The sequence below is a fragment of the Parasedimentitalea marina genome (assembly GCF_004006175.1).
GTDB lineage: Bacteria > Pseudomonadota > Alphaproteobacteria > Rhodobacterales > Rhodobacteraceae > Parasedimentitalea > Parasedimentitalea marina.
Window position 1 is genome coordinate 2562887 of sequence record NZ_CP033219.1, and the last position, 16863, is coordinate 2579749.

Here is a 16863-nt window from a genome sequence, read left to right on the forward strand (position 1 = left end):
TGGAGGCTCGTTTGCCTCACCTGGGCGCTTAGGCCAGCATGTCCTGGACCGCAGAGGTCTGGCCCTGATTGTGAATGGAATACCGGCGCAGGGACGGGATGTAGTATGGATCCTTGACCACCAGTCTCTCGACCTCAGCCCGGGTTTCAGCCTCGACAGTCCAGATTGCACCGGGGAAATCCTGTTGCGGGCGCAGGGCCAAAGTGCCGCCGATCTGCAATCCGGGACGTCCGCGCACATAGGCAATATGAGCATCCCGGCGCGCCTTGTCAGCCCGGATTTTGGTCATCTCAGGTGCGTCCTGAAAGGTGACGGTCCAACGTGTCATACTGACCTCCCTGCATGTCTCTCCTCTTAAAGAAAGACTAATGCACAAAGGTCATAGGGCCAGTTTAGGATCGCCCTTATTTCCAGCCGGTTGTCACTTGGTCACTTCCAACCCCATGATCAGCCGCTGATGCTCTTGCAGCGCAAAGCGATCCGTCATACCGGCAATATAGTCCGACACAATCCGCGCCAGAGCGGTTTCGCTATTGGCCGCCGCAATTTGGGCATGCCAGCGTTCTGGCATTTGCAATGGATTTTGCAGGTAATAAGGGAACAGCGCCTCGACCACCTTGCCGACCTCGGATCGTTTCACCATCACAGACGGTGCGCGGTACATGCGGGTGAACAAAAATGCGCGGATCTCTTTCAGCTGGGTCCAGATCCGGTCCGAAAACTGAACCACCGGATGATCAAGGGCCCGCACAGCTTCGACCGATTGCACCCCCGTCCGAGCGATCACCCCCCGCGAGGTGTCGATCACATCGCCGACCATAACGCCAAACACCCGGCGCAGGGCCTCGTGTCTGCGACGGCTGGGGGCTAAGCCCGGGTACAGGCGGTCCACCTCAGCATAGGCTGGCCCAATCATCGACAGCTGGGATATATCATCATCAGTGAACAACCCGGCCCGCAACCCGTCATGCAGATCGTGATTGTTATAGGCAACATCGTCAGCCAGTGCGGCCACTTGCGCCTCGGCGCTGGCATGGCTGTACAGCTCTAGGTCATGTATCGCATTGTAGTCGGACAGGGCGTAGGGCAGATCACCGACCACGGGACCGTTGTGCTTGGCGATCGCCTCCAGCGTCTCCCACGTTAGATTAAGCCCATCAAATTCAGCGTAGTGCTGTTCCAGCGCAGTCACGATGCGGATCGCCTGGGCATTGTGATCAAATCCGCCATAAGGCGCCATCAAGGCATGCAGTGCATCCTCGCCAGTGTGACCAAAGGGAGTGTGGCCAAGATCATGCGCCAAGGCCACTGCCTCGGTCAGTTCCTGGTTCAATCCCAAGACCCCGGCAATTGTCCGACCCACCTGCGCCACCTCTATCGTATGGGTCAGCCGCGTGCGGTAATTGTCGCCCTCATGTTCAACAAAGACCTGTGTCTTGTGCTTCAGTCGGCGAAAGGCGCTGGCATGAATGATCCGGTCGCGATCCCTCTGGAACGGTGAGCGAAAGCTGCTCTCCTCCTCATCGACCAACCGACCGCGGGTATTTTCCGGGTTTGAGGCATAAGACGCATGCATAATAATTCTTTTCCTTTGCAAATCTTGTCGCCCGGCCTCTACCTTTCTATATAATGGACTGCACCGCAACAGAACTTCGTGGAGATGGGCATGCAACTGCCACCTAAAGTAACCGACCGCGCCTTTGCCCGCCTGGCTGAGATCGGCGCTGCCGGACAGGGTCAGGCCCTGCGCATTGCTGTCGAAGGCGGTGGATGTTCCGGGTTCCAGTACGAAATTGAACTGGACGACGCCAAAACTGACGATTTGGTTCTGGAAGGTCAGGGCGAAAAAGTGGTGGTGGATTCCGTATCACTGCCATTTCTGGAAAACGCTGTGATTGATTTCACCGAAGAGCTGATCGGCGCACGGTTCACCATCGAGAATCCAAACGCCACCTCCAGTTGCGGTTGCGGAACGTCGTTTTCAATGTAATTTCAACCCGCGCAGCCCCGGTTGCCGTTGGTTAATCCAACTTTACTCCAACCCGTGCAAAACCTGCAAAGAAGCTCTCGAAATTGTCCGTACTGCTTTCGGCAGCGGTCAAGATATCATGGGCCTCTTGGCTGAGTTCTGATTGCAAATGCTGGCGCATCAATGGCCAATCAGCGCTTCGATGGTTATGCAGTTCAAATAACATCTGCGACATCTGCCTTAACGATCCTGTTTGGGTCGCGCTTTGCCTAACCTGCATGGGGCCCCTTGGCACCTGCTGGGTGAAATAGGGCCGTCGCGTCGCCGCCATCAGCCAGTTACAAACGAAATAATCGTGATAGGCGTCAGATCGTTGACCCGAGTTACCATCCGCAATGACAAAACCGGCTGTCTGGCGCGCGATCCAAGTCATCCACACGACAGGTGGCTGCTGACCAGCGTAATGCAGCGCAATACAGACCTCTGCCAACAGATCTGAGTTCTGATCCAGATAGGCCAGCAATCCAGCATATTCGAGGCTCAGGAGAGCGTTCTGATCCAGTTCCGGATCAACACGGCCGTATTCGGATAAGTAAAACACGATATGTGTCAGCTCATAAGCGGCCTTACGATTGGGCAGCGCAAAGGTTCCGGAGCGACCAATAAATTTCCGCAAACGCTGTTCCAGTGCAGTACTGTCCACAACGCCGTTTATACCGCGCCGTTGCATCAACCTGTGGGCTTCAGCACGTTGCAGGTCTGACAGCTCAGCTTCGGCCAGCCCTTCCCGGGCAACCCAATTGGCAATATCTTCGCCTTTGCCCCCGGCGAGGCCCAAATCTTCGAGATCAAGGCAAATTGACAGAATGAAACGGTAGTATTGTTGGAAAAAACAAATCTGATCTTCGATCCTATTGTAGAAACTGATCATTGGCAGCATTTGGCTTTCGCTGAGCGACATCCCGGTGCATTCAAGAATATTCAACAGCTCGGCATTTTCCTTCAGCCAGAACACATCGCCCTGCACCCGACGATGCTGTGAGAAGTTGCCAATCAGGGCAGTACATTGTTGATCAATACTGACTTGCGAGCCAGGCGCCTTGAGTGGAATGACGTTTGACATTTGAGTGCTTTCTTTCATTCCAACTGATTACAAGGCGCCCGTCTGTGCCAATGGGCAAGATTGCTTAGCTACCTGACGAGAACATCTGTGTGCCATCGCCCACAATGGTCAGCTGTAGGCGGATTGGCGAGGAACCAGAGGAAAACATCTGCGTTCCATCCCCTGACAAGCTGTCCGACATACAAACCGGAGCCGACCCAGAGGAAAAGGCCTCGGTTGCATCGCCAGTCAGGCAATCCGCGCTCATTTCAGGAGCAGAGCCAGAGGAAAACAACGCAGTGCCATCACCATCAAATAGACTGGAAACGCCTGATGTGATTTCTGGGGCAAACGCTGTATTTTTACGAAGAGCAGTCATGGGAAAATCTCCTTAAAGTAGATGGCGGGTTGCACTCCATCTCTACACGCATAGCAAGAAAATAAAATTAACACGCACCTTAAAGGCTTCTTAATCCATCAAGATACCGGGGGCTTCACGTCGCAACTCAATGAATTAACTGTTCAATAAATTATCGCAAAATGTTGGGCCCAAACCATCATCTAGCGCAAAAATGCAAAACTTCTTTACTATACTATAGGTTGATTTTGCGATAATTCACTACCGGAAAACCAGACACCCACCCGAATCAGGCAAGCAACTATGCGTCCCCAGCTTGCCCCCACTGCCAACATGGGCAATAGATCACCCTAAGCCTTTACAGGAGATCTGAGATGAAAATTGCCACGTTTAACATCAATGGTATCAAAGCCAGGTCTTTGGCCCTTCCTGCCTGGCTGGATGAGGCCCAACCCGATGTGGTGCTGCTGCAAGAGGTTAAATCCATTGATGAAGCCTTCCCTCGGGAATTATTCGAGGACCGCGGCTATAACGTCGAGACACATGGCCAAAAAGGGTTCAACGGGGTCGCGATCCTGTCGAAACTTCCGCTAGAGGATGTAACACGCGGGTTACCCGGCGACGACGATGACATTCAGGCGCGCTGGATTGAGGCGACGGTGATTGGAAAACAGGCCCTACGCATTTGCGGACTGTACTTGCCGAATGGCAATCCGGTCGAAGTGCAGACCGATGGCACCCCAGTACCGGGCGGGAAATACGATTACAAAATGCGCTGGATGCAGCGATTGCAGATACGTGCAGCAGAGCTGATGTCTCAGGATGCTCCTGCCCTTATGGCTGGTGACTACAACATCATTCCACAATCCGAGGACGCCAAGCGACCAGAGGCCTGGGTCGAGGATGCCCTGCACCGTCCAGAAAGCCGCGCGGCCTATCAGCGCATTGTCAATCTGGGTTTCACCGAGGCGTTTCGCGCCCGCCATCAGGGGCCGGGCCATTATTCATTCTGGGATTATCAGGCTGGCGCCTGGAACCGGGACGACGGAATCCGTATTGATCATTTCCTGCTGACCCCGCAGGCCGCTGACTTGCTGCTTGACTGTCAAATCGACAAGCAAGTGCGCGCCGGAGACAAACCGTCTGACCACGTGCCCGTTTGGGTCGAACTGGATCTCTGACCGCGGCCGCGCCACCGGACAAGAAACAAGCCGCCGACCCTATATTAAGAAGGTTCGGCGGTTACATCGTGACGGTAAATCCAATCAAACTGGCGGACCATACGCTGCGGTGCAAACCGTCCACTAAGCTTTAGAAACTGATGCGCAGGCCAGGCCAATGGCGCCCGCAGATGGTATTTCCAGGCGTTTCGATTGGCAGCCTCTACCAATCGCACAGTGCGGGCGTACCGTTGTTTCTGATAGTGCTTCAGCCCGGACTCGACGCTTTCGGATGCGCGTAAAGACGCGGTCAACACCCAGGCGTCTTCCAATGCCATATTGGCCCCTTGTGCCATGAACGGCAGGGTCGGATGCGCTGCATCACCCAGTATTGCAACACGCCCCTGACACCAGTTGTCCGCCACCTGATGACGGAACAAACCCCAAAGACGCACTTCGTCCACAGCAGAGAGCAAACCACCAGCAGTGCCGCCGAAACCCTCGAACGCCTGTCGCAGATTGTCGGGGTCATCGCTGTGATTCCAGCCCTCGGCAGCCCAGGCGCTGCGTTCTTGAACCGCAACGATATTCACCCGTTTCCCATCTCGTAATGGATAGGCAACCAGATGCTTTTTGGGGCCCATGAAAACATGCGCTTCGGGTGGCAGGTCCAGTACGTTTGGCACTGTCGCCCGCCAGGCGACTTGACCGGTAAAGGTCGGTTGACCGGGATCGTTAAACGCTTTTCTGGTCTTTGAGTGTAATCCGTCGGCGCCAATCACCAGATCGCCACCGCACTGGTCGCCATTGGACAAATGTACCACCGGAGACGGTCCAGCATCCACCCGCTCAACCTTTTGCAGCAATCGAACCTGCACGCCGGCCTGACGCACAGCGTCAACAAGAATCGAAATCAGGTCCGAGCGGTGAACAAAATAAAAATTCTGACCAACTGCATATTGGTCGAGATCCAACCGAACCACCTGACGGCCATGGCGATAGTCGCGTAAAGACACGGCCCTTGCCCGCTGCGAGCACCAAGCCAAATCATCCTGCAGCCCAAGACCAGCCAGGACCGACACCCCATTCGGAGAGATTTGCAGCCCTGCGCCAACTTCGGCAATGGCCTCGGCCTGCTCCAGTACGGTGACCTCGGCGCCATTGCGACACAATGTCAGCGCAGCGGTCAACCCGCCGATACCCCCGCCCAAAATCGTGACTTTCTGACCTTTGAGTTCCATATCACCCAACTCCGCCTATGTTCTTCCCACATAAACGAAAAACGCCGGGACAACAGGCCCCGGCGTTATTTTGTTCAATATTTGATCTGGCTTCAATCGTCGCGATGTACTTTTTCACGACGTTCATGACGTTCTTGCGCTTCCAAACTCATCGTCGCAATCGGCCGGGCATTCAGACGTTTCAACGAAATCGGATCACCCGTCACGTTGCAATATCCGTATTCACCTTCGTCCACACGGCGGATTGCGGCGTCAATCTTGGATACCAATTTACGCTGACGATCACGGGTCCGCAGTTCTAAGGCACGATCGGTCTCTTCGCTGGCACGGTCGGCTACATCAGGGATATTGCGGGTATTATCCTGCAACGCCTCGATTGTATCACGACTATCCGCCAGAAGATCTTGCTTCCAGTTCAATAGTTTGCGTCGGAAAAATTCCAACTGCCTTTCATTCATGAAAGGTTCATCTTCAGCCGGTCGATAGTCATCCGGCAGAAACACTTCTTGCTTCATTTCGGCTCCTTCGGTCAGGCCATGAATGTTGGTCATAATGTACTCCCAAACATAAGGCCGCCCCCTCTGAGGCAGCATTTATCTGCTCCATCCGAGATTGTCACTACACAATAGTAACTGTACTGGGTTAAAAGCAGCGTAACAGCAACAGGTCGCGGAGACGCGGGCATTCAGGATCGGAAAAATATGCGTTTTCAGGGCACTAAAGACTACATTGCAACCGACGACCTGAAAATCGCAGTAAACGCGGCGGTTACCCTTGAACGGCCCCTGCTGGTCAAAGGGGAACCTGGAACCGGTAAGACCGAGCTGGCACGGCAAGTCGCCAGTTCCCTGGGCCTGCGAATGATTGAATGGAATGTCAAATCCACCACCCGCGCCCAGCAAGGTCTGTACGAATACGATGCGGTTTCGCGGCTGCGTGACAGCCAACTAGGCGATGAACGGGTGCATGACGTGCGCAATTACATCAAAAAAGGTAAGCTCTGGGAGGCCTTTGAAGCCGACGAGCGGCTGGTCTTGCTGATAGACGAGATCGACAAAGCCGACATCGAATTCCCGAACGACCTGTTGCAGGAACTCGATAAAATGGAGTTCTACGTATACGAGACCGGCGAGACTGTTCGGGCCAAACATCGCCCGATCATGATCATCACTTCAAACAACGAAAAAGAGCTGCCAGACGCGTTTTTACGGCGCTGCTTCTTTCATTATATTCGGTTCCCCGATGCCGAGACGATGAAACAAATTGTCGAAGTCCATCACCCCGGCATCAAGCAGGCCCTGTTAACCACTGCGCTGACACAGTTTTATGATATTCGCGACACTGCCGGGTTAAAGAAGAAACCCTCCACCTCTGAGGTTTTGGACTGGCTGAAACTGCTGCTTGCCGAGGATTTATCCCCCGAAGATTTGGCGCGCAACGGCGCAGATTCGCTGCCACGCCTGCATGGGGCACTGTTGAAAAACGAACAGGACGTGCACTTGTTTGAGCGCCTGGCCTTTATGGCACGTGGCAAACGCTGACCGGATCCGCTTGCCACCTGCCAAGCGCAGTGGCACCATGATTGAACCTGACGCTCTATTTCGTCTCTTTAGAAAGTGGACTGCCTGAGTATGACTGGACACGCGCGGATCCGCCCGCTTCACATGGATGATCGCCAGGAATGGGCCGAGATGTGGTGCGACTATCTGGCCTTTTACGAAACCGAAGTGTCGCAAAAGATCTACGACAGCACGTTTGCCCGTTTGATCGGGGACGACCCTCAGGATTTTTCCTGCTTTATCGCCGAAACTGATGGTAAACTCGTCGGGTTGACCCATTACTTGTTTCACCGCCACAACTGGACATTGGACAACACCTGCTACCTGCAGGATCTATATGCCCGGCCTGATACGCGCGGTACTGGTGTCGGCCGTGCCTTGATCGAGGCGGTGTATGGCGCCGCCGATGCCAAGGGCAACGGGTCAGTCTACTGGCTTACCCAGGACTTTAACCAGACGGCGCGCAAACTATACGACAGGGTTGGAAAGCAAACGCCCTTTATCCGATATCAACGCACATGATCTGGCGCCTCGTATTAGTTTCGGCTCTGCTGCTTGTTGGCTGTGACACTGTTCCGCTGGAGCAGCCGCCGACACGCGCGCACATTGCCGACAGTGCCCTGCCGCCGGTCAAAAGATTTGCGACACCGCGTCCTGCCCCGCCGCAGCGGTCGAACAAGGATATGGCGCGTGACTTTCTGGATCTGCACTTCGAACTGGAAGGGGGAAGCTCGTTACCCGTTTTCACCCGGTTTGACAGCCCCATAACGCTGCGTGTCACGGGACGCCCTTCCCAAAGCCTGAACTCGGATCTTGCCAGCCTGTTGTCCCGGCTGCGTCGCGAGGCAGGAGTCAATATCCACCGGGTGAGCGACGGCAACGCCCGTATCACGATCCAATCCGTCAGCAGTGCCGAGATCCGCAGGGCCTTGCCCAAGGCGGCTTGTTTTGTCGTGCCAAACGTCAGTTCACTGGCCGAATACCGTCGCAGCAAGCGGCGTGCAAAAACCAATTGGTCACAGCTGCGCAAACGCGACAGGTTGGCTATTTTTGTGCCCAACGATGTCAGCCCGCAAGAGGTGCGTGACTGCCTGCACGAGGAATTGGCGCAGGCCATTGGGCCGCTCAATGATCTGTATCGATTACCGGATTCCGTGTTCAACGACGACAATGTCCACGCTGTGCTGACCGGGTTCGACATGCTGATCCTGCGCGCCACATATGCGCCCGAGCTGGCAACCGGGATGAGCCGGGCTCAGGTCTCGGCACGTTTGCCTGCAATTTTAAGTCGCCTTAATCCTCAGGGAAATTCTCGCCCTTCGGCTCCGCTACAGGAAACTCCGCGCAACTGGGTTGCTGCAATAGAAACCGCAATCGGCCCGGGCTCGACGGATGAGACCCGCAAACGCGCGGCCAATCAGGCCGCCACAATCGCACAACGTTTGGGCTGGAACGATCACCGGCGGTCGTTCAGCCATTTCGTACTTGGTCGTATGCTTCAGGGGTCTGACCCCCGGCTGGCCCTGAAACACTTCAAAAGCGCAATGCACTATCTTGGTAACAGCCCAAGCACAAATTTGCACCGCGCCCATATCGCCGCCCGGATGGCGGCTTATGAAATCAACCGGGGTAACGGCCGCGCCGCACGGGCGTTGCTGCAGCCCAGCATCCCAACAGCCGCGCAGTTTGAAAGCGCCACGTTGCTGTCTACCCTAATGCTAATGCAAGCCGAAGCCCTGACCCTGACAGGTGATTTAGACGCGGCACGCGCGGTCAGACTGGACAGCCTGGGGTGGGCGCGCTACGGGTTTGGCTCGGATTGGGCTGTGCGGGCGAAAATGAATGAAATCGCTGCTCTGGCCCCCAATACTTAGACGGAAGATAGAACATGATCGTAATTAGCGGCCTGATAATTGGGGCATTGTTTGGCAGCTACATGGCCCGAAAACGCGGCGGGCGCCTTGGAGATATTCTTCAATATGCGGCCGTCTATGGTATCATTCTGGGCCTTGCAGGTATGCTGCTGACCTTAATGGTGCACCGTTTGGCGATCTGAAACCATGTTCCAGCCTTTCTTTGAGAACCTTCGTAACGCCTCGGTCCCGGTGTCCTTACGCGAATATCTAACGTTTCTCGAATGCCTGAAGACTGGCTTGTCTACCTATGATGTCGAGGCATTCTACTTCCTGGCCCGCTCCTCAATGGTCAAGGATGAGCGTAATATTGATAAGTTTGATCGCGCCTTTGCTGCCACGTTTCAGGGCCTGGAGGCGATCCCGCCGCAGGCCGTGATGGAGGCCGTCGACATTCCAGAAGAGTGGCTCCGCAAAATGGCGGAGAAGCATATGTCAGAGGAAGAACGCGCCGAGATTGAAGCCCTGGGCGGTTTTGACAAGCTGATGGAAACGCTGAAAGAGCGCCTGAAAGAGCAAGAAGGTCGCCATCAGGGCGGCAGCAAATGGGTTGGCACGGCCGGAACCAGCCCCTTTGGGGCCTATGGCTACAATCCCGAGGGCGTCCGCATTGGTCAAAAAGAAAGCCGCCACCAACGGGCGGTCAAAGTCTGGGACAAACGCGAGTTTAGGAACCTGGATGGTGATGTTGAACTGGGCACCCGAAATATCAAGGTCGCCCTGAAACGCCTGCGCCGTTGGGTCCGTCAGGGCGCCCACGAAGAGCTGGATCTGGATAGCACCATCCGTTCCACCGCTGAGCACGGCTACCTGGATGTCAAAACCCGCCCCGAGCGCCACAACGCGGTCAAAGTGCTGTTGTTCCTGGATGTTGGCGGATCAATGGATCCCCATATCAAGGTGGTGGAGGAGCTGTTCTCTGCCGCGCGGAGCGAATTCAAGCATCTGGAATATTATTACTTCCACAATTGTCTTTACGAAGGTGTGTGGCGTGACAATGCCCGGCGCTGGGATGCGCAGATCCCAACCCACGAAGTGTTGCGCACCTACGGCCCTGATTACAAATGCATCTTTGTCGGCGATGCCTCGATGAGTCCCTATGAGATTGCCTATCCTGGTGGCGCCAACGAACATTGGAACCAAGAGGCTGGTCAGGTCTGGCTGGAACGCGCGCGCGACCACTGGTCGTCTAACCTGTGGATCAATCCAGTGCCCGAGAAGTACTGGGATCATACCCATTCAATCAGCATGGTCCGCGACATCTTTGCTGACCAGATGGTGCCCATGACCCTGTCGGGCCTGGAAAAAGGCATGAAAGAACTGACACGTTGACCTGTGCTGCATTCTCTCTTGTTCAACGGACCTGCACAGCCCATATCTAGTGGATGATTAGATTATTCCCAATTCTGCTGGCTGTTGCCTATGGCATCGTGATGTACCGGATCTCAATCTGGCGCACCCATAAAGATCTGGATGCAAAGTCGACCGAGCTGGCCGACCGTAAGATGAAGGTCCTGACAGATCGAATGGCCGCCGCGCTGGAGATCTCGCGCATACCGGTGTTCATTTATGAAATCGATCCGGTCAATGGACTGGCGGCTCCGGATGGAAGGATTTTCATCACTCGCGGGTTTTACCGCAAATACCAGAACGGTGAGGTTTCCGCCGAGGAACTGGCATCGGTTATTGCCCACGAGTTGGGCCATGTGGCGCTGGGTCATGCCAAGCGACGCATGATTGATTTCTCGGGTCAGAATGCCTTGCGCACCGCATTGATGATGGTTCTGGGGCGTTATATCCCGTTTATTGGTCCCTGGATCGCGGGTATGCTTACCAGCCTGATTGCCGCCCGATTGTCGCGTGGGGATGAATATGAGGCGGATGAATATGCAGCGGCATTGCTGACTAAGGCAGGTATCGGGGTGGAGCCGCAAAAGACCCTGTTCCGTAAACTTGAAGCCTTGACCCAGACCCGGGCTGGCATGGCCCCCGCCTGGTTGATGAGCCATCCAAAAACCGAGGAACGCATCGAAGCGCTGGACCGGTTACAGGTGAAATGGGCGCAGACCTAGGCGGGTCTGGTTCAGACAGTGGGGGCGCTGCCCCCTCTTGGCCTTAGGGCCAGTTCACCCCTGGGATATTTTTGGCCAGATGAAGCCAGCGGAAAGCTATGAGTCGGCGAGGGCTTTGGCGAGGCGTGGCAGCCGGGCTTTTTTCAGCAACGGGCGAACCTGCCAGTCTTTGCCAGACAGGCGGCATGCCTCGGCGGTGACGCGCTGGCCCAATTGCTCTAACCCCTTGCTGTCTTTCAGCCACAACGCATGGAGCAATTCGTCCGGGCCGAGACGCTTCAATCCTTCCTCGGCCAGGATATCGCGCGGAAAGTCCTTGTTGTTCATGGTCACGATAGCATCCGCCGAGCCGGAGATGGCCACCGCAAGAACATGGATGTCCGCAGCATCCGGCAGCCATAGACGCGATTCCTGCCCTGGCGCCGGGGGCAGTTCACTCGCGGGCCAGTTGGCTCGGACCAGGGCAATCTCGGCGCTGGCCTGGGCCGCACCCAAGGGGCCCAATTTCACCGCTGCACGCTCCCATTCGCCTAAGATACGGGTCGACCAAAGGGGCACGAAATGCCCCAACCGAGCGGCGCCCAGTAGCATTTCGCGCATCACCGTCGGGTACAGCACACAGGTATCAAGCAGCAATTTCACCCGGGGCGCTGCCTTAGTCGAGCCGGAAGAACACGGACTTGAGATAGCCGCTTTCGGCCAGTTGTGGCAGCTGTGGGTGATCCGGCCCGGCAAATCCGGTGCGGATCAATTGCGCCGAACGCCCTGCCCGGCCAATACCCCGCGCCGAGGCCCCACGGAATTTGCTGAGGTCGGCAGCATGGCTGCAGGAACACAAGCCGAGGTAGCCACCGGGTTTGACCAGAGGGGCTGCCAGTTTGGCGATACGCTCATAGGCCCGCAAGCCCGCCTCCAGTGTGGGTTTTGACGGCGCAAATGCAGGTGGATCGCAGATCACCACGTCGAACATTTCGCCTTCGGCCTCCAGCGCCGCCAGCGTGTCAAAGGCATCGCCCTGACGGATGCTCAGCTGGTCGCCAAACCCACTGGCAACTGCGCCTTGTTCCGCCAAGGCCAGCGCTGGGGCTGAACCGTCAACACAGAGGGCCGAACCGGCACCTGCGGCCAGCATCGCCAGACCAAAACCGCCAACATGGGAAAACACATCCAACACCCGCGCGCCGGGGGCTGCCAGACGGGCCGCAAAGGCGTGATTGGGGCGCTGGTCATAGAACAAGCCCGTTTTCTGACCGCCAGTAAGGTCTGCCATATAGCTGGCACCATTCATCTGCACCGCAATCGGGGCCTCGGGCGCAGTGCCGTGCAGTACCATATTCACATCATCCAGCCCTTCGAGGCTGCGGGTGCGACCAGCGGCGTTCTTCAGCACCACATCAACGCCCGTGACATTGATCAAAGCCTGCGTCAACAGATCCAGGTGCGCTTCGGCCCAAGCGGCGTTGGGCTGCAGCACACAAGCCGAGCCAAACCGGTCAATAACCACACCGGGCAAACCGTCGGATTCAGCGTGGACCAGACGATAGAAAGGCGCGTCAAACAACTGCTCGCGCATTTGCAGCGCGCGGCTCAGCCGGGCCTCAAACCAAGCCAAATTCAGCTCAGCCTCTGGATCGCGATCCAGCATCCGGGCGATGATCTTGCTGTCGGGATTAACCGTCACCAGACCCATCGGGGTTTGCACCTCATCCTCGAGCACCGCCAGTGCGCCGGGGGTCAGTTTACGGGTGCGCCGGTCAGTGACCAGCTCGTTGGCATAGACCCAGGGAAACCCGTGCCGTATGGCGCGGGCGTTGGATTTGGGTTTCATACGGACGCGGGCGCGCTGGGACGCAGAAGAGGAGGCTGTCATGGCCTCCTCTTAGCGGTATCATTGGATCAGGGGAAGGCCCGATAGACGCTTGTTAAAAGTTGTAGAGCATCTGAACAAAGCCAGCACTGGCGTCTTTATAGGTTTCCGGTTTGGTCAGCTCTTGGTGAATCACTCCAGCGAGATGCTGTGTGATCCGCACTTTCTGGGTCTGACCATGGGCCATAGCGACCAAGGCCTGCTGGCCACCATATGCATTTAGGTCTGCCCGAACGCTGCGCGTGGGCAACAGCAACGCACCGGTTTCTGCGTGTTTCACGGTCATCTCAAACGAGATCCCATGGCGACCGCCAGTGGTATAGCGGGCCTTTTCAGTCAAGGCGTGGAACTTGGTGATCTGGATATCCAGAATGACTGGTACAGGCCCATCCAGCCCCGCAACACCACGATCCATTGCAGTCTGTACGATTGTTTGCACCTGAACGTAGCGGTCGCCAACAGGATCCTCACGCCAGACGATATCACCATATGGCAGATAGCGATTGGCCTCCGAGACTTTTAGCGAGCGGGGCACGCGGACCTGTACAGCGGCCACATGAACAGGCACCTTCTGAGCTGCAAATTCTGCTCCGCCAAAGGCATCCACAGCAACAACGGGTGTCACGTTTGTCACAGAAGGAGACCCGCCTTGTGACACCACAAGCGGTTTAATCTCTTCACGTGTATCATACCCGACAGGGATGCTTACCTGTCCCTCCGGCAGCAGTTCAAACGGCGCGTTACGTGTTGGCACATCCACTGCAGCACAGGCCGAAACGGTCAATCCAACAGTCAGCAGCATCAGTTTACGAATGATAGTCATTTGGGTGCTCCTTGCGGCGGCCGGAATGTCCCGGTCGTTGGGTCATGTGCAAGGTCGCTCCAAATTTGGGCAGTATTTAGACAAATTTGGCGCAATTTCACGATATGTTAATAAGTATTGACGCCGCCTGCCCCCCAGCGCCCTGTTTTAAAGGCCTTCCGCAGCAGCTTGTTCATTGGTCTTAACATGTGTGTTAAGGCGACCCACCTTTTTCGGCACCTTTTTCAGTCCCGGCAGGCCGGATCAAAAGCGTGTTAAAGTGTTTATGGATGGTCCGAAGTGATCCCAAACTGTCTTTAGCGCGATTGCACTTCTAGGGTGCCAGCTCTTTGACCTCGTCCAATGCCGCCGAATACAGATCCGACGACTGTTTATGTAATGATAGAATGGCGGCAATGCCCCTGAGGATCTTCGACTTGTCTTTGGATTTCTTGATCAGATCTGCATTCTTCTTTTTGACCGCCAAATAGGCCGTGTTGAATTCCTTTTGCTTCTTGTGCAATTCAGACGCCTTTTTCAGATACTGGACAGCGGCCTTTTTGTTCGTTTCAGCCTTATTCACAGCATTCACACACAGTTTTTCTATCTGAGTGGCCATTTTTTTCGTCGCTTTTGAATTTTTGGTCAACTCTTTCAGCTCGATCAGTTTGGCAGCATCACCCGCAGGGCCGGATTTACCCGCGTCTTTGGATTTGTTGATCACCCTGTCCACAACCCGGTCTAATTGTGCACCATAAAATATTTCGGCCGGCGTGAGTTTTCCTTTTGATTGCGCCGAGAACTTCACCTTTTCATGTCCGGCGGTCAGTGCGTCTTGAACTTTGACCTGTTCCTTGTCTTTTTCGTTGATGAGTTTATTCACTGTCGCCAGCAATTTGGTCAGCTCTTTGAAAGTGGGAGTGGCCTGTTTGCTAAAGGCATCCAGGATTTTAACGTCCTTCGCGTGCTGCGCAGCTTCCTTTTTCAACTTTCCCAGCGCGGCCTTGAATTCAGCGTCGGCCATGAAATCTGCTGGCTTCTTCCCCTTAAGGCCAGCCTCCTTTGCCTTTTTGAGCGCCGCGGCCAGGACATCTTCTGCATCCCAGGCGGTCTCGAGCGCCAGTTTGATTTTCTTGATCTGCTTTTCCGCAATGCTTGAATCGAACTTCTTGATCTGTGGCTGCAGCTTTTTTTGTGCTTTTAATATGTTATCCCATTCCTTGGACATAAAACTCCCCAATACTGGTTAAACTGATACCCGGAAATAGCAGGGCCTATTGGCAAGGTTACGGGGTCTAAAGTGCTGAGACAACGGTTTTGGCCTTCATCGCTGTTATGAAGACCGTTGGAACTGGATGCCATACATGCCCAAAAGTTAGCTCCAGCGCATATCCAAACCTCTCTTGGGTCATTTTCAGACAGTTGAGCGTGCCCATCGTCAGACGCTGGGCACGCAAAGAACGTTCATTGCAGGGTTCTGTTACCACCAACCTAAAATGGATCAGTCGCGGGCAAGAGCCTCTTGTCTGTTGTGAAATATAAACCCTATGAAATTCAGCAGCAGCTGAGCCGCCAGGATCTGCGTGCTTTCTGACGGGTCATAGGCGGGGGCGACCTCTACAAGATCAATACCCACCACATCGCCGCGTTTGCTAAGGCCCTGAAGGATTTCCAGCACGTCGTAATATTGGAACCCCCCGTGACTGGGCGTACCGGTGCCTGGCGCTATTGAGGGACAGAATGCATCAATGTCGATTGTAACATAGTAGCGGGCGCCCTGCGGAATGCGGTCGAGAACGGCGGCGGTCCCCAATTTGCGCACCTGACGCACGGACAGGATATCAGATCCGCGCGCCCGTGCATCGTCGTAGCCCTCTTTTGCAGTCGAAGACACATTTCGAATACCCAACTGTGTCATGCCCGTGACATAGTCTTTTTCAATTGCACGACGCATGGGGTTGCCATGACCAACAGTGACCCCATGGCGCTCATCGACGAAATCCAGATGTGCATCAATCTGCACCACATGCAGCGGGCCGTTTTCGGCGCAATCTTCGGCAAAGGCGTTAATGCAGGGAATGTTGACGGAATGATCACCGCCAATGGTCACCGGCATTGCACCCGCATCGAGGATTTTCTTAACGCCATACTCGATGTTCGCATGGCTTTCCCGGGTTTTGGTATGGATGATGTCGGCATCGCCTATATCAACAATACGTACATCGCTGCCCAGATAAGTGGCATCATCCTCGTGATCATAGGCACCGGCGTGACCGAAACTGAACAATGTGGATGCCTCGCGCACCGCGCGCGGTCCGAACCGTGCCCCGGGCCTGAATTGACATCCAAAATCATATGGCGCACCGAGGATCGCAACGTCAGCCTCAATCTTGTCCCAATCCGAGACATATTCCTTCTTGCCAAAAGTTGAGATGCCAACAAAGGGCAGGTTCAAACGCCCAGCCTCATAACCGTGGTCTGACATGTTTAAGTCTCCTCGAATTCGTAGTTTGTAGTTGAAGGTCAATTGATCTTCACATCAGCGCCGGTGCCATTACGAAGCCAAAACTATGAGAGTGTTTGGCTCATCTGGTTGATTTGATTATGAGGCACGTTTCCTGTGATGCAAGCGGCGCGCTTTGAGCGTCTTTCGTTTGGTCCTTTCCCCGATTGACCTACCCAAGCTACCGGCCCCAAGGTCATCCAGACCGTTGCCTTCGAAACCTTGTTGGCTGAGTTGAAAGCCGAGGCCAGTGCACAGATGCCCGTACTGGAACCCATCCTTGCACTGGAAAGCGAACCGGTGACCATCCAAAAGCG

Annotated in this window: 19 protein-coding genes; 8 read left to right on the forward strand and 11 right to left on the reverse strand. The window is 55.2% G+C overall.

What is annotated here, in order from left to right; all coding sequences use genetic code 11:
- Positions 1–28 precede the first annotated feature (28 nt).
- Both EBB79_RS12410 and EBB79_RS12415 read right to left on the reverse strand, forming a co-directional pair.
- Positions 29–328 carry a YciI family protein gene (locus EBB79_RS12410; protein WP_127749182.1) on the reverse strand — a complete coding sequence of 100 codons (300 nt, stop codon included), beginning with the start codon at positions 326–328 and terminating at the stop codon, positions 29–31.
- 93 nt (positions 329–421) lie between these two features.
- The gene (locus EBB79_RS12415; protein ID WP_127749183.1) at positions 422–1576 is read right to left on the reverse strand and encodes a deoxyguanosinetriphosphate triphosphohydrolase; all 1155 of its coding nucleotides are present in this window, start codon (positions 1574–1576) and stop codon (positions 422–424) included.
- 90 nt (positions 1577–1666) lie between these two features.
- Between EBB79_RS12415 and EBB79_RS12420 the strand changes: the two genes are divergently transcribed.
- Positions 1667–1990: a HesB/IscA family protein gene (locus EBB79_RS12420; RefSeq protein WP_127749184.1), complete on the forward strand. Its 324-nt coding sequence runs from the start codon at positions 1667–1669 to the stop codon at positions 1988–1990.
- Between the two features lie 31 nt (positions 1991–2021).
- On the opposite strand, the gene EBB79_RS12425 is transcribed toward EBB79_RS12420, so the two are convergent.
- Both EBB79_RS12425 and EBB79_RS12430 read right to left on the reverse strand, forming a co-directional pair.
- Positions 2022–3092 (reverse strand): DUF6902 family protein, encoded by a 1071-nt coding sequence (locus EBB79_RS12425; RefSeq protein ID WP_127749185.1) that lies wholly within the window; start codon positions 3090–3092, stop codon positions 2022–2024.
- Between the two features lie 64 nt (positions 3093–3156).
- On the reverse strand, positions 3157–3450 hold the full coding sequence (locus tag EBB79_RS12430) for a DUF6749 family protein (protein ID WP_127749186.1): 294 nt from the start codon (positions 3448–3450) through the stop codon (positions 3157–3159).
- 353 nt (positions 3451–3803) lie between these two features.
- Here EBB79_RS12430 and xth point away from each other — a divergent pair, with 353 nt between their 5' ends.
- The gene (gene xth, locus EBB79_RS12435; RefSeq protein ID WP_127749187.1) at positions 3804–4610 is read left to right on the forward strand and encodes an exodeoxyribonuclease III; all 807 of its coding nucleotides are present in this window, start codon (positions 3804–3806) and stop codon (positions 4608–4610) included.
- A gap of 44 nt (positions 4611–4654) precedes the next feature.
- Here the strand turns inward: xth and EBB79_RS12440 are convergent, their stop codons facing one another.
- Positions 4655–5830, reverse strand: coding sequence for an FAD-dependent monooxygenase (locus EBB79_RS12440; protein ID WP_127749188.1), 1176 nt, complete (start codon positions 5828–5830; stop codon positions 4655–4657).
- Positions 5831–5922: 92 nt separating this feature from the next.
- Entirely contained in the window at positions 5923–6345 is a 423-nt protein-coding gene (gene dksA / locus EBB79_RS12445; protein WP_127750981.1) for an RNA polymerase-binding protein DksA, read from the reverse strand.
- Positions 6346–6531: 186 nt separating this feature from the next.
- Between dksA and EBB79_RS12450 the strand changes: the two genes are divergently transcribed.
- The 6 genes from EBB79_RS12450 (at position 6532) to EBB79_RS12470 (ending at position 11374) form a co-directional block, all read left to right on the forward strand.
- Positions 6532–7371, forward strand: coding sequence for an AAA family ATPase (locus tag EBB79_RS12450; protein ID WP_127749189.1), 840 nt, complete (start codon positions 6532–6534; stop codon positions 7369–7371).
- Positions 7372–7461: 90 nt separating this feature from the next.
- The gene (locus EBB79_RS12455; protein ID WP_127749190.1) at positions 7462–7911 is read left to right on the forward strand and encodes a GNAT family N-acetyltransferase; all 450 of its coding nucleotides are present in this window, start codon (positions 7462–7464) and stop codon (positions 7909–7911) included.
- Positions 7908–9263, forward strand: a complete 1356-nt coding sequence (locus EBB79_RS12460) for a DUF2927 domain-containing protein (protein ID WP_127749191.1) — start codon at positions 7908–7910, stop codon at positions 9261–9263. Before EBB79_RS12455 ends, EBB79_RS12460 begins: the two co-directional genes overlap by 4 nt.
- 14 nt (positions 9264–9277) lie before the next feature.
- The gene (locus tag EBB79_RS24440) at positions 9278–9445 is read left to right on the forward strand and encodes a hypothetical protein (protein WP_164860799.1); all 168 of its coding nucleotides are present in this window, start codon (positions 9278–9280) and stop codon (positions 9443–9445) included.
- Between the two features lie 4 nt (positions 9446–9449).
- Positions 9450–10634, forward strand: coding sequence for a vWA domain-containing protein (locus EBB79_RS12465; RefSeq protein WP_127749192.1), 1185 nt, complete (start codon positions 9450–9452; stop codon positions 10632–10634).
- A gap of 53 nt (positions 10635–10687) precedes the next feature.
- Positions 10688–11374, forward strand: coding sequence for a M48 family metallopeptidase (locus EBB79_RS12470; RefSeq protein WP_127749193.1), 687 nt, complete (start codon positions 10688–10690; stop codon positions 11372–11374).
- Positions 11375–11470: 96 nt separating this feature from the next.
- On the opposite strand, the gene EBB79_RS12475 is transcribed toward EBB79_RS12470, so the two are convergent.
- The 5 genes from EBB79_RS12475 to speB form a co-directional block, all read right to left on the reverse strand.
- Positions 11471–12016, reverse strand: coding sequence for an RSP_2648 family PIN domain-containing protein (locus EBB79_RS12475; protein ID WP_127749194.1), 546 nt, complete (start codon positions 12014–12016; stop codon positions 11471–11473).
- A gap of 13 nt (positions 12017–12029) precedes the next feature.
- Positions 12030–13244, reverse strand: coding sequence for an RSP_2647 family RNA methyltransferase (locus EBB79_RS12480; RefSeq protein ID WP_127749195.1), 1215 nt, complete (start codon positions 13242–13244; stop codon positions 12030–12032).
- Positions 13245–13296: 52 nt separating this feature from the next.
- On the reverse strand, positions 13297–14064 hold the full coding sequence (locus tag EBB79_RS12485) for a DUF6778 family protein (RefSeq protein WP_127749196.1): 768 nt from the start codon (positions 14062–14064) through the stop codon (positions 13297–13299).
- 313 nt (positions 14065–14377) lie between these two features.
- On the reverse strand, positions 14378–15271 hold the full coding sequence (locus tag EBB79_RS12490) for a hypothetical protein (RefSeq protein WP_127749197.1): 894 nt from the start codon (positions 15269–15271) through the stop codon (positions 14378–14380).
- A gap of 273 nt (positions 15272–15544) precedes the next feature.
- The gene (speB, locus tag EBB79_RS12495) at positions 15545–16528 is read right to left on the reverse strand and encodes an agmatinase (protein WP_127749198.1); all 984 of its coding nucleotides are present in this window, start codon (positions 16526–16528) and stop codon (positions 15545–15547) included.
- Positions 16529–16863 lie beyond the last annotated feature (335 nt).